This window comes from Sphingomonas lycopersici (genome assembly GCF_026130605.1).
Taxonomy (GTDB): Bacteria; Pseudomonadota; Alphaproteobacteria; order Sphingomonadales; family Sphingomonadaceae; genus Sphingomonas; species Sphingomonas lycopersici.
The window spans coordinates 355,191-368,945 of sequence record NZ_JANFAU010000004.1 but is presented as its reverse complement, the minus strand read 5'-3'; the positions used below and the strand labels follow the sequence as shown (position 1 = coordinate 368,945).

Sequence of the window (13,755 nt, the reverse complement as noted above, 5' to 3'; positions counted from 1 at the left end):
ACTATTAGACGATATGATAATTAGATGATCGAATCAAATGAGTCGAGCAAGGCCGGGCTGATCGAGCGGCTTGGTGGCCTGATCATGCGCTGGCAGGACGCCACCCAGCGCTACGACGAAACCGTGGGCGAGATCTTTCGGCTGGGTCCCGCCGAGCGGCTGTGCCTGAGCTTCCTCGCCGGCGGCCCGCAGCCGGCGAGCGCGATTGCCCGGGCTACCCGGCTCACCCCTGCGGCGGTGACGGCGCTGGTCGACCGGCTGGAAGCCCGCAACTATGTTCGCCGCCGCCGGGACCCGCTCGACAGGCGCAAGGTGTTGGTGGAGGCGGGCCCAGCAACCGAAGCGCTGATCCAGAAGGCCTATCTGCCGCTGGCCCAGGCCGGCGCCGCCGCGTTCGACCAGCGCAGCACCGAGGAATTGCGGATCGTGGCCGACGTGCTGGAACAAATCATCGCCATCCAGGACGGCATGACCGAACAATTGCTCGCCCCTTAGGGAGAGCGAGCCGCTTGCAAGAGCATAACATGCGGCGTTGATAATATTCGAGCGCGCAAACTCTGCCGCGCTCCCTGAGAATCGTGGCGCCGGGATCACCGTAGTTACCGGCGTTTAATAAATCCGGCCGGTTTATACCTGTTTTCGGGGATACTCGCCGCACTCATTCTGAACTAATTGGACGTCCGATTTTGCATCGGGCCGGCGCTGGGGTGAAGAAGCCCGGCCCGTTGCACCTTAAAGGAAGGGCAACGGGGAATGAAGCGACGGCGGCATGGCTTGATGCTGGGCGTATCCTGGCTGTGGGCGAGCGCGCTCGGCGGCGCGCCGGCGCAGGCCCAGACCGCGAGCCAGATCACCCCGCCGAGCTATGTGCCGGCGCTCGAACGCCCCGCAGCGCCCGTCGTCATCCCCCAGGGGCCGGGGGTGACCGCGCCGCCGGGATCGGAAGCGCTGATCGTTACCCTGTCGGGGGTGCGCGTCGACGGGCTCGCGATCGAGCCGGCCGAACTGGCGACCTTGCGTGAAACCCTGGTCGGGCATCCCGTGAGCATCGCCGAAATCTTCGCGACGGCGCGCGCGCTGGAAACGTGGTTCGCGGCGAGCGGGCGCGTGCTGGTGCGGGTCAGCGTTCCTGCGCAGCACCTCGATAACGGTGCCGAGCTTCGCCTCGTCGTCACCGCGGGGCAGATCGAAAGCGTCGATACGAGCAATCTGCCCCCGCCGGTGCGCGGCCGGATCGCGCACATGCTGGCGCCGCTGGTCGGGCAATCGGCGGTGACGATGGCGGCGATCGAGCGACGGCTGCTGCTGGCGGGGGATATGCCGGGCGTCGCGCTGCGCTCGACGCTGGCACCGGGCACGACCCCCGGCGGCACGGTCCTCATCATCTCCGCCGATTATCGCCCGGTGAGCGGCTATCTCACGCTCGATAACAATCTGCCGCGCGCATTGGGCGGCGATGCGTTCGGGCTCGGCGTCAATTTCAACACGATGCTCGGGCTGGGGGAGACGATCTATCTGCGCGCGAGCGGTTTTCCGAACGGCGGCAACGGGATCAGCCTGCTCGACGCGACCCCGCGCAACCGCGCGCTGGTCGGCGGCGTGATCGTGCCGCTCGGCACCAACGGGCTGACCTTCAACGTCGAGGCGACCGACGCGCGCACCGCGCCGCGCCACGACGCGCTGTCGCTGGGCACCGCGAGCAAATTCCAGCGGATCAGCGCGCGGCTCGCTTATCCCTTCATTCGCAGCCGCGCGCTGACCATCTCGGGCGAGCTTGCGTTCGATACGCAGCGCGAGGCGGTCGATGCGATCAGCCCGTTGCGGCTGCCGCTCTCGCTCGATCGGATGCGGATCGCGCGCGCGGCCGGGTCGGTGGCGGGGGCACTGGCCGGCGGCGGCAACTTCTTCGCGCGGCTCGAGGCATCGGTCGGGATCGACGGGCTCGGCGCCCGCTCGGCCGCCGATGCGACGCCGCTGTTGCCGCTCTCGCGGCAGGGAGCAGACGCCAGCTTTACCAAGCTGATGCTGGATATGTCGCTGCGCCAGCCAGTGCCGGCGGGATTCACGATCGCGGTCAATGGCCGCGCGCAGACCGCGTTCGGCAATGCGCTGGTCAACGCCGAGCAGATCGGCCTCGCGACGCTCGACGGGGTTTCCCCGCTGCGTTCGGGCACCTTGCAGGGCGATAGCGGCTATGTCGCGCGCGCCGAGCTGGCGCGCCCGATCGACGTCGCGCTCGGCACCGGGCGGGCGGAGATCGCGCCCTATCTGTTCGGGGTCGCCGGCAATACGCGTCTCGCACGCCCGACGATATTCGAGCGCCGCTCGACCGACGTTTATGCATTCGGTGCGGGCGCGCGGTTCCAGTTGCGCACGCGGCGCGGCGCGCCGGCGCTGTCGACCGCGCTCGAATGGGGCCGCGCGCATATCGAGCGCGCCGGCAACGCCGATCGCGTCACCTTCACGATGATCACCCGGTTCTGACAGGGGGAGCCGCCATGACCCGTCCATTTTCCATCCTGCTCCTCGCCACCAGCGCGCTGGCCCCGGCCGTCGCTCATGCCGGCGATTTGCCGACCGGCGGGCAGATCGTGCGCGGCGACGCTGCGATTGGCGCGCCGGCCAACGGCGCGATGACGATCAACCAAGGCAGCGATCGCGCGATCATCAACTGGCAGCGCTTCTCGATCGGCGCAGGCAATCGCGTCGATATCGTCCAGCCGAGCCGCCAGTCGGTCTTGCTCAACCGCGTCACCGGCGATGCGGGCTCGACCATCGCCGGGGCGCTCAACGCCAACGGCCAGGTGTTTCTGGTCAACCCCAATGGGATCCAGATCACCGCGACCGGCAGCGTCCGCGCGGCGGGGTTTGTCGCCTCGACGCTCGATGTGGCGGACGATGCCTTCATGCGCGGCGATATCGTCGTCACCGGCAAGGCTGGGCGGGTGAGCAATGCCGGGACGATCTCGATCGTCGCGGGCGGCTATGCGGCGCTGATCGGGGGCAAGGTCGACAATGCCGGGCTGATCGTCGCCCCGCTCGGGCGCGTCGCGCTGGCTTCGGGGAGCCGCGCCACGCTCGATCTGGCCGGCGACGGTTTCCTCCAGATCGCGCTGCCTGCCGATGGTGGCGCGGTCGGCATGTCGGGGCGGATCTCGGCGGACGGCGGCAGCGTGTTGCTGAGCGCGGCGAGCGCGCTCGATGCGGCGCGCAATCTGGTAAACCTTTCGGGCGTGATCGAGGCGCGTGGGGTGAGCGGGCGCAGCGGATCGGTCACGCTGACCGGCGACGCGGTCGCGCTGACCGGGGCGACCATCGATGTGTCGGGTGCCGGCGGCGGAGGCGCGGTGCGAATCGGCGGCGGGCGCCAGGGCGGCGGCGATCTGGCGCATGCGGCGACGGTGACGGTCGATGCCGGCAGCGCGATCCGCGCCGATGCGATCGGCAGCGGCAATGGCGGCGATGCCGCGATCTGGTCCGATCGCGCGACACGTTTCGCGGGCACGATTTCGGCGCGCGGCGCGGGCAGGGGAAGCGGCGGCGAGGTGGAAGTCTCGTCGGCCGGGCAACTCGACTATCGCGGCACCGCCGATCTGCGCGGCGCGCGGCTCGGCACCTTGTTGCTCGATCCCTATAATCTCACGATTTCCGACGACGCCGATGTCAATGCGCCGGGCTTCACCGCTTCGGGCAACGACAGCGTGATCAACGCCACCACGCTGATCGACGCGCTTGCGCTGGGCAATGTCATCGTCTCGACCGGGACGGGCGGCGGCCAGGCGGGCAATATCACGCTGGCGACCAGCCTCGCCTGGGCCTCCAACGCGAAGCTGACGCTGACGGCGGCGAACGACATCATCCTCAACGGCGGGATCAACGCCGCGGCGGGTGGATTGGCGCTCGATGCCGGCGCGAATATCAGCGCCAGCGGCGATATTGCGCTCGGCAGCTTCAGCCTGCTGCGCGGCAATTGGCAGCAGCTCGGCGCGGCGCCGCCGGCATTCCACGCGGCCGATTTCAGCCTTGCCGCGGGCACCACCTTCCTCCGCGCGTTAGGCGGGACGGGCAGCGCGGCCGATCCGTGGCAGCTTGCCGACATTTATGGCGTGCAGGGGATCAACACGCTGCTGAGCGGCAATTTCGCGCTCGCCACCGATATCGACGCGTCCGGCACCGCGAATTGGAACGGCGGGCGCGGCTTCGTCGCGATCGGCACCAACGGCGCGGGTGTCGCCGCCAATGGCGGCAACGGTTTCACCGGATCGCTCGACGGCCGCGATCACATGATCAACGGGCTGAGGATCAACCGTGGTAGCAACGGCTTCGGCTATGGTCTGTTCGGCGTCGTCGGCGCAGGTGGCTTGCTCACCGCGATCGGGCTCGACGCGGCCAATGTCACCGGTGGGGGCGATGTCGGCGCGCTGGTCGGCCGCAACGCGGGTACGGTGCGGTTCGCGCGGGTTGGTGGGAGTGTGACCGGTCTTACCGCGACGGGCGGGCTCGTCGGCACCAACCTGGCCGGCGGAACGATCACCGATTCCTATTCGATCGCGACGGTGAGCGGCCCGCTCCAGCAAGCGAGCAATCTCGGCGGGTTCGTCGGGGAAAATTACGGGGGCATCGCGCGTGCTTATGCGCGCGGCGCGGTGAGCGGGTTCATCTATGCTGGCGGGTTCGCCGGGCGGAATGCCGGCGCGATCGATCAGGTCTATGCCACCGGGCAAGTGACCGGCGGCAATAGTGGCGGGCTGATCGGCTTTTCAGATTCGGGGAGCAGCCTCAGCAACAGTTTCTGGGACACCGCCGCCACCGGGCAGGGGTTCGCGCGCGGCAGCACCAGTTCCAACGCGGGCGCGCAGGGGCTCACCACCGCGCAATTCCAGGACAGCCAGGCATTCGCGACGCTGGCACGGGCGTGGAACTTCCGCACCGTCTGGGCGCCGCCGAGCGCCGGCTATTATCCCGAATTCTACCGCTGGTCGCGCGTGCTGACGATCATCCCCGATGCGGTGAGCCGCGTCTACGGCGATGCCAATCCCACGCTGACGGCGGGCTATTATGGTCTGCGACCCGGCGACACGCCACTGACCCAGGCGACATTATCGACCGCGGCGAACGCCGCCAGCGGTGTCGGCAGCTATACGATCGTCGCCACCGGCGGCTCGGCCGATCCGTCGTACCGCGTGATCAATTTGCTCTGCACGCTGACCGTCACCCCGCGCCTCCTGACGATCACGCCCGATGCGGTGAGCCGCATCTACGGCGACGCCAATCCGCTGACCGGCAGCGCGACCGGCACCGGGCTGGTCAATGGCGATACGATCACCAGCGTCCGCCTGTCGTCGATCGCGACCGGCATGAGCGGTGTCGGCGGCTACGGCCTCACCGCGTCGAACGCGGTCGGGTCGGGGTTGAGCAATTACGCGATCACTTATGTCCCGCTCGCCAACGGGCTGATCGTGTCGCCGCGCGCGCTGACGGTCACCGCCGATCCGGTGAGCCGCGTCTACGGCAGCAGCAATCCGGCGACCGGTACGGCGACGGGCACCGGGCTGGTCAACGGCGATACGATCAGCGCCGTCAGCCTGTCCTCGCCCGCCACCAGCATGAGCGGCATCGGCAGCTACGACCTCACCGCGTCGAACGCGGTGGGGACGGGGCTCGGCAATTACGCGATCAGCTATGTCACGCTGGCCGGCGGGCTGACCGTCACCCCGCTCGGGCTGACGCTGACGATCACCCCCGACGCGGTGACCCGCCTTTACGGCGACGCCAATCCGACGACCGGCACCGCGACCGGCGTGGGGCTGATCGGCAACGACCGGATCGACAGCGTCAGCCTCGCGTCGACCGCGACCCGCACGAGCGGGATCGGCAGCTACGATCTCGTCGCGTCGAATGCGGTCGGCGTCGGGCTCGGCAATTACACGATCAGCTATCAGGTGCTCGCCGGCGGCTTGACCGTCACGGCGCGCCCGCTGGTCATCACTGCCAATGCGGTGAGCCGCATCTACGGCGACGCCAATCCGCTGACCGGCGGCGCGACGGGCGTGGGCCTCGTCAACGGTGACACGATCAGCAGCGTCAGCCTGTCCTCCTCGGCGACCGGCGGGAGCGGGATCGGCGGCTATGATCTGACCGCCTCGAATGCGATCGGGACCGGGCTGGGCAATTACGCGATCAGCTATGCCACGCTGGCCAACGGGCTGACGGTCACGCCGCGTGCGTTGACGATCACTGCCAATGCGGTGAGCCGCATCTACGGCGACGCCAATCCGCTGACCGGGGGCGCGACGGGCGTTGGGCTGGTCAATGGCGACACGATCAACAGCGTCAGCCTGTCCTCGCCGGCGACTGGCGGGAGTGGCGTCGGCGGCTATGATCTGACCGCCTCGAATGCGGTCGGGACGGGCCTCGGCAATTACGCGATCAGCTATGCCATGCTGGCCAACGGGTTGACCATCACGCCGCGTGCGTTGGTCGTCACGGCCAATGCGGTGAGCCGTATCTACGGCGATGCCAACCCGACCACGGGCAGCGCGACAGGCGCGGGATTGGTCAACGGCGATGCGATCACCGCGGTCAGCCTGTCTTCGGCCGCGACGAGCGGCAGCGGCATCGGCGGTTATGACCTCAATGCCTCCAACGCGATCGGCACCGGACTGGGCAATTATGCGATCAGCTATCGCACGCTGGCGAACGGCCTGACGGTTACGCCCCGGACCCTGTACATTACTGCCGACAGCAAGAGCATCCTGGCCGGCGCGGCGATCCCGGCGCTGACCTATAATGTTCAGGGGCTGGTGAACGGCGATACGCTGAGCGGCAATCTCGGTACGACCGCGACGACGACGGCGAGCGCCGGATCCTATCAGATCAATCTCGGCTCGCTGGCCGCGTCGAAAAACTACAATATCGCGTTCACGACAGGGACTCTGGATGTGAAGAATACGACCGGGCCGTCGCCGACTATCTCCCCGGCAACCCTGCCCGGCCTCGATTTGCAGGGGATAGATATCGAGACCGCGCTGATGGCGGTGCAGAGCGACCGGGCGAAGCTTCTCGACAGCCAGTTGGCGCAGCAGATCGAGGATGTTCAGAAGAGGAGCGGGGAAATCGCGAGCCTGAACGATCAAATCACCGAAAAAACAATAGAATATCAGAAGAAGATTTACCTGGAGACCTCGAAATCGCAACAGGCGAAGCTCCAGAAAGAGCTGGAGGATATCGTGGCGTCGCTCAAAGTGAAGATCGATGCGCTGTCCAGCTATCAGCAAATTGACATACTGCTGCTGCAAAGCCTGACCACCAAACGCAACGAGGCGTTCGAGGTCATGACGAAATTCCTCGAGAAAATGCAGAAATCCCGGCAATCGATTGCAGGCGAAATGCGGTGACGTCAGCCGTCGGCGTCGGCCGCTTCGCGCGGTCGCGCGGGGAAGGCGAGGTCGAGGTGGGTTCCCTCGCCTGAGGAATGCACTGCGAGTGCGCCGCCCATCGCCGCGGCGCGCTCGCGCAGGCTTTCCATCCCCGCGCCGGCATGACCCGCCCGCGCCGGCGCGATGCCGTGACCGTTATCGGCGATGCGCACTAGGACGCGATCGCCGTCGCGGATGATCTCCACCTGCGCCCGGGTTGCGCCGCTGTGGCTGAAGATATTGGTCAGCCCCTCCTGCAGAAACCGCAGCAGATTGAGCCCGCGCCGCCCGTCCAGCTCGAAATTGTCGACATTGCTCAGCCGCCAGTCGAGCTCGATCCCCGCGGTTTCAAGCAACTGGCCCGATCGATGCCGCAGCGGCGCGAGCATTTCGACCAGCCCGCCCTGATCGATCATCGTCTGGTCGATCACCAGTCGCAGATCGTTGCGCATCGCCTTGAGCATGGCGAGCGTCGCGTCGCCGGGGGCGGGACCGGGGGCATTTTCCATCCGCGCGATCGCGCTGACCAGCATCCCGCCGAACCCGTCATGCAAATCGCGCACGATCCGCAACCGCTCCCCCGCGCGCGAATGGGCGATCGCGAGCCGGTGTTCGCGCTCCAGCGTCGCGCTCAGTTCGGCGGTGGCGGCGGCGACTTCGGCCTGCAATTCGGCGTTGAACTGCTCGATCCGGCGCGTCGCGCCGACCAGTCGATAGGCGACCGCGAAGCTGCCCCCCAGCAAAGCCAACATCGCCGACGCGCCAAACAGATAGCTATCGCCGCGAATCCAGTCGAAATAGAGCGCAAGATCGTGCGTCGAGGCCAACACCGGCAGGCTCTGGCATACGAGGAGCGCGATATTGTCCGGCCGCGGCACGCGGATCGCATGGCGCGCGAACCACGCCACGCCGGCGTAATAGAGCAATACCCCGGCCAGATGATAATAACCGACATAATGGCCCGCCATGCGCGGAGCGACGATGCCGATCATCGTCGCGACAAGACAGGCGGCGGCAGCCCAGCGCTCCACCCGCGGATAAAATGCATCGCCGTAGCGGAGGAGAAAGGTCGCAAAGGCGGCGCCGGCGAGCATATTGGAGATGCCGACGAACATCTGCCACCCGTCGGTCGTCTGGAACGGCCAGATTTCCCGCGCGACGAAATTATAATAATAAAGCGAGGCGCAGAATTGTGCGACGGCGATCCAGCCGAACATCCCGTCCCGCCGCCGCAGCAGCCAGATCAGCAAGAACAAGGCCGCCATCGTCAGCGCGGCGACGATTGAGATCAGCTTCAGGTCGTAATTGACGAAGGTGGCACGGCGGAATTGAGCGTCGATCGCCGCGGGCGCGCCGATCTCGATCTTGCCGAGCCCCGGCTTGTATCGCGCGAGGCCCGAAACCCGGATCGTCAGCAGGTTTTCGCCTTTGCGCAATGTCGGTGCACTCAGCAGGAAATATTGCGGCATTGCCCAATGCCGCGACAACGGCTCGGTCAGGTGCCGGTCGCGCGCGATCAGGCTGCCGTTGACGTAGATCGCGCCGGCAAGCGTGACCTGATCGACCATGATCGCAACCGGGCGGCGCGCATCGTCTTGTCGCCAGCGCAGGCGATACCATGTGACGCCATCATGCTCGGGCCAGCGCGCCGCCCACAGATCGGGCAATTGCACCCTGGTCCAGCCGGTCGGCGGCGGCGCAGCGCTGTCCCAGCCGGCCCGTACCGCTTCCGCCTCGGTCAGCGCCGTCGGCTGCGTGCCTTGGTCGCGGAGTGCGCCGAAGGCCAGCACCAGACACAGCGCGATCAGCGGGATCAGCAGCAACCAGGCGCGCAGCGTCACCCGAGCAGGCCCAGTGATTTCGCCTTGAACACCGCGGCGGTCCGCGAACTCACCGCCAGCTTGCGATAGATCGTCTTGGCGTGGGTCTCGATCGTCAGGCGCGACAGGCAGAGCTCGTCGGCGATCTCGCGATTGGTGCGGCCGAGCGACACGAGGTGCAGGATTTCGCGCTCGCGCGTCGTGATCTGGCTGGTCGACGCTTGTGGCGCGCTGGCGGCATGTTGCTCGGCGGGGAGGAAGGTGAGGATCTGGCGCGCGATCGCCGGGTCGATCGGTGCGCCGCCGCGCTGGATGCTCCGCAGCAGCAGATCGAGTTCGATGTCTTCGCGTTCCTTGAGCAGATAGCCGATCGCGCCGCTGCGCAGCGCGTTGATGACGACGGATTCGCTGCCCCAGGCCGAGATCACCACCGTCTGGGTGCTCGCTTTGCGTTCGTGGAGTTCGGCGATCAGATCGCAGCCATTGCCGTCGGGCAAACCGATATCGATCAGCGCCAGCGCATAATTGCTCCTGACCAGCAGCGCGCGCGCCTCGGCGAGCGTGGCGGCGGTGTCGATCGCGGCATCCGGCCCCTCGATGCCCCTGACCAGGCGCCTGATGCGAAACTGGATCGCCGGATCATCCTCGACGATCAATGTCGGCGACAGCGCCGTTCGCCCGTCTTGCACCCCATTTCCTTTGCAACCCCGTCGCGAGCGTCACAGCATTATGCCGGGCGTCGATCAAGCGCCACGCGCGGTCGTTATGGTTGCACATGGCGCTCGACCCGCGATTGAGGCAAACAGCGTCGCAATGGCGGATTTCGCATCAGATCCGGACTCCGACCTGTTGTCCGCCGCGGTCGATGGCGACCGGCGCGCGGTCGAGGCGCTGCTACGCCGGCATTATGACCGCATCCACGGTCTGGCGTGGCAGTTGACCGGATCGCGCAGCGACGCGGACGATATCGCACAGGATGTCTGTTGCGTTCTGGTCGAGAAAATCGGCGGGTTTCGGCGCGAGGCCAAATTCAGCACCTGGCTGTGCGGCATCGTGTTCAACGCGTGCCGCGACTTCCGCCGCCGCCGCCGGTCATTCGCGGGGTTTACCGAGCGGCTGGCGGTCGTCGTCGGGCTCGCACGCGCGCCCGACGGGCGCGACCTCCACGACGCGATGTGGCTGCGCAGCGCGATCGCACGGCTGAAGCCGGCCTATCGCGATGCGGTGGTGCTGGTCGCCGGGCAACAGCTCAGTCACGCCGAGGCGGCCGAGATTCTGGGCATCGCGGAGGCGACGGTGTCGTGGCGGATGCACGAGGCCCGGCGGCTGATCGCCATCGCGCGGGGAGAGGACTGAAAAAAATCTCATGGGGGTCCCAAGGATTCGCCGGGGAGGCGCGTCCCAGTGATTGACGGGCGGTTTTGCCCGCCATTGTCAGGGAGACGTCCATGCCTCGCTTCCAACCGATCCTTGTCCTTGGATCAGCGGCCATCCTGCTCGCATCCTGCGCTGCGCCGTCGGCGCCGCCTCCGCCGCCGCCTTGGTCGGCGCCCCCGCCGCCGCCACCGCCACCGCCGCCGCCGCCGCCGCAATCGTCACCGGAGGCTGAGATGGTCGTAACGGCCGCGCGACTTCCTTCGCGTGGCCGCCATGCCGGCTCGCCCGTCGGGGTCGTCCAATCCTATGCGGCACCAGTGCCGGTGCCGCGGGAAACCTATCAGCCGCGGCTTCCCGCCTACCACGATGTCGGCCGCGACCGTTTCACCGCCAAGGACGAAAACCCGTTCAAGCGGGTCGGTGAGGATCCGGTGTCGACCTTTTCGATCGATGTGGACACCGCGTCCTACGGCTTCGTCCGCGCCTCGCTGAACCGCAATGTCCTGCCCCAGCCAGCGGCGGTGCGGACCGAGGAGATGATCAATTATTTCCCCTATGATTATGCCGCGCCCGCCTCGGCGGAACATCCGTTCAGCACCAATGTGGCGGTGTTCCCGAGCCCGTGGTCGGCCGGTCGCAAGCTGGTGCGGATCGGGATCAAGGGCTTCACGATCCAGCGTGCCGCGCGGCCGCGGGCCAATCTGGTCTTTCTGATCGATACGTCGGGGTCGATGAACGAGCCCAACAAGCTGCCGCTGGTCCAGCAGTCGCTGGCGATGCTGCTCGATCAGCTTGCGCCGGACGATCGGGTGGCGATCGTCACTTATGCCGGCAATGCCGGCGTCGCGCTGGAGCCGACCGCGGTGAGCGAGAAAACCCGCATCCGCGCGGTGATCGACCGGCTGACCGCCTGGGGCGGCACCGCGGGCGCGGAGGGTATCCGCCAGGCCTATAAGCTGGCCGAGCAGAACCTCGATCCGAAGGGCGTCAATCGCGTCATCCTTGCCACCGACGGCGATTTCAACGTCGGCATCACCAACGAGAATGAGCTGAAAGGCTATGTCGAGCGCGAGCGGGGCAAGGGCGTGTTCCTCTCCGTCCTCGGCTTCGGCATGGGGAATTACAATGATGCGATGATGCAGACGCTGGCGCAGAACGGCAATGGCGCGGCGGCCTACATCGACACGATCAGCGAAGCGCGGAAGACGCTGGTGGACGAAGCCAGCTCGACGCTCTTCCCGATCGCCAAGGATGTGAAGATCCAGGTCGAGTTCAACCCCGCGACCGTCTCCGAATACCGGCTGATCGGCTATGAAACGCGGATGCTCAATCGCGACGACTTCAACAACGACAAGGTCGACGCGGGCGATGTCGGCTCGGGCCAGACGGTGACCGCGCTCTACGAAATCGTGCCGGCCGGCGGGCCGCGGGCGATGGACGATCTGCGCTATGCGCGACCGGCGCCGGTGGCCGCGAGCGGCGGCGAATATGGCTTTGTGAAAATTCGCTACAAGCTGCCGAAATCGGACACCAGCCGGCTGATCGCGAAGCCGATCGACCGTGCCGCGGAGGTTTCGCTCTTCGCCGATGCGCCGCAGGATGCGCGCTTTGCCGCGAGTGTCGCCGCCTTTGCCGAGCTGCTGCGCGGCGGGAAATACAGCGGGACGATGAGCTATGACGAGGTGATGAAGATCGCCAATGCGGCGAAAGGATCGGATGAGTTCGGCTATCGCGCCGAGTTCGTCCAGATGGTCCGAACCGCGAAAACCGCCGCGGCGTTGCCGCAGCTAGAACGTTGATCGCGATGCGGCGGCGATATTCCGTCGCCGCCGCATCACAGGATATTCGACCGGCCGGCAAAGGGGCGGTATAGGGACGCCAGATGCGCGCCAAGCCTTTCAGATGGGTCGAGATCCTCCGCTTCGTCAGCAGCCGGAGCCGCTGAATGGCGGAGGACGACGATCTCAAGGCCGTGTTGCCCGAGCCCCCGCCGCCCGCGCCCACCCGGCGGGAGGCCGCGATCGAGCGCGCGATGCGGCGGTTCGACGGAAAGCCGCCGCTTGCCGAAGCGCCGCCGCGTCGCGGCCGCCGCGCCGGCTGGTTCCAACGGCCGCAGGTCGGGGCGCTCGTTGCAGTGGCGCTGATGGCGGTGATCGGCGTGCCGGCCGCCTGGGTCACGATCGAGCGCTACGATCAGGGGCCGGGCGAGCAGGCAGCATCGCCGGCGCCGGCGCCGGCTCCAGCGCCCGCCGTCACCGCGCCGGCCGGCGAACTCGCGCCGAATGCCGCCGCGCCTGTTGGCCCGGCTATGCCCAAAGAGGTGGCGAGCACCGGTCCGGCGCCGGAAGCCAAAACCCCTTCCAGCGTGCCGGAGACGCCCTCTGCGCCGTCGCCGGAGGCTTCGGCTTCCCGGCCGCCGGAGGTGGCAGCGGAGACGCGCGAGAGGGCGAGGGTCGCGTCGCGCGCGTCATCAGGGTTTGCGATGTCCGCCGCGCCGATCGTGGCTGCGGCGCCACCGCCTCCTCCTCCTCCTCCTCCGCCGCCGCCGCCGCTTCCGGCGCCAGGCCGGCACATGGAATCATCCCAGGCGGATGGTGCTTCGGATATTGTCGTTACGGGTGCGCATGCCGCGCCGTGGCGATCGCGAAGGGGGGATTGGAATGCCTGTACGGTGGACGATCCGAGTCGTGATTTGTCACTGTGTCGCAACTTCGTCGGTGCGGCCCGGCGCGGCCCCGCCGGGGTGGCCGGCGCGCATGTCGCGGACGGCCTGACGCGCGCCTGGCAGGGCGATATGAGCGGGGCGATCGAGGCGTTCGATCAGGCGATCGCGATCGCGCCCAAATTGTCGCAGGCGTATCTCAACCGCAGCATCGCTCATGCGCATGACGGCGATGAGGAACGTGCGCTCGAGGATGCGGATAAGGCAATCCGCTACGCCCCCGGATCGGCGACCGCTTATTTCAACCGCAGCCTCGTGCTGCGCGGCATGGGCAAGACGAGCCGGGCGCGGGCCGACGAGCGCCGCGCGGTCGAACTCGATGCGAGCTACGAAGACATCCTGCCGCGATGATCGGATTTCCCCGCGGGGCCTGGTGCCGTCGCGCGTCCTGCCGCTGGTGACCCCTACGGGACTCGAA

At 67.4% G+C, this 13,755-nt stretch carries 8 protein-coding genes; 6 read left to right on the top strand and 2 right to left on the bottom strand.

Features of this window, described 5'->3' with window-relative positions:
• Positions 1-24 precede the first annotated feature (24 nt).
• The 3 genes from NED98_RS11225 (at position 25) to NED98_RS11215 (ending at position 7,397) form a co-directional block, all read left to right on the top strand.
• Positions 25-495, top strand: a complete 471-nt coding sequence (locus tag NED98_RS11225; RefSeq protein ID WP_265313051.1) for a MarR family winged helix-turn-helix transcriptional regulator — start codon at positions 25-27, stop codon at positions 493-495.
• Positions 496-777: 282 nt separating this feature from the next.
• Positions 778-2,484 (top strand): ShlB/FhaC/HecB family hemolysin secretion/activation protein, encoded by a 1,707-nt coding sequence (locus NED98_RS11220; protein WP_265313050.1) that lies wholly within the window; start codon positions 778-780, stop codon positions 2,482-2,484.
• Positions 2,485-2,498: 14 nt separating this feature from the next.
• Positions 2,499-7,397, top strand: a complete 4,899-nt coding sequence (locus NED98_RS11215) for an MBG domain-containing protein (RefSeq protein WP_265313049.1) — start codon at positions 2,499-2,501, stop codon at positions 7,395-7,397.
• Positions 7,398-7,399: 2 nt separating this feature from the next.
• Here the strand turns inward: NED98_RS11215 and NED98_RS11210 are convergent, their stop codons facing one another.
• Together NED98_RS11210 and NED98_RS11205 are read right to left on the bottom strand one after the other, a co-directional pair.
• On the bottom strand, positions 7,400-9,259 hold the full coding sequence (locus tag NED98_RS11210; RefSeq protein WP_265313048.1) for a sensor histidine kinase: 1,860 nt from the start codon (positions 9,257-9,259) through the stop codon (positions 7,400-7,402).
• A complete protein-coding gene (locus tag NED98_RS11205; protein ID WP_265313047.1) occupies positions 9,256-9,927 on the bottom strand; it encodes a response regulator in 672 nt (223 codons plus the stop codon). The genes NED98_RS11210 and NED98_RS11205 overlap by 4 nt, the downstream gene beginning before the upstream one ends.
• 124 nt (positions 9,928-10,051) lie before the next feature.
• Between NED98_RS11205 and NED98_RS11200 the strand changes: the two genes are divergently transcribed.
• From NED98_RS11200 to NED98_RS11190, 3 genes are all read left to right on the top strand, one after another.
• Positions 10,052-10,594, top strand: a complete 543-nt coding sequence (locus NED98_RS11200) for an RNA polymerase sigma factor (protein ID WP_265270357.1) — start codon at positions 10,052-10,054, stop codon at positions 10,592-10,594.
• Between the two features lie 254 nt (positions 10,595-10,848).
• Positions 10,849-12,414, top strand: coding sequence for a vWA domain-containing protein (locus NED98_RS11195; protein ID WP_265313046.1), 1,566 nt, complete (start codon positions 10,849-10,851; stop codon positions 12,412-12,414).
• Between the two features lie 146 nt (positions 12,415-12,560).
• Complete coding sequence (locus tag NED98_RS11190) at positions 12,561-13,688, top strand: tetratricopeptide repeat protein (protein WP_265313045.1); 1,128 nt, start codon at positions 12,561-12,563, stop codon at positions 13,686-13,688.
• Positions 13,689-13,755: the final 67 nt, after the last annotated feature.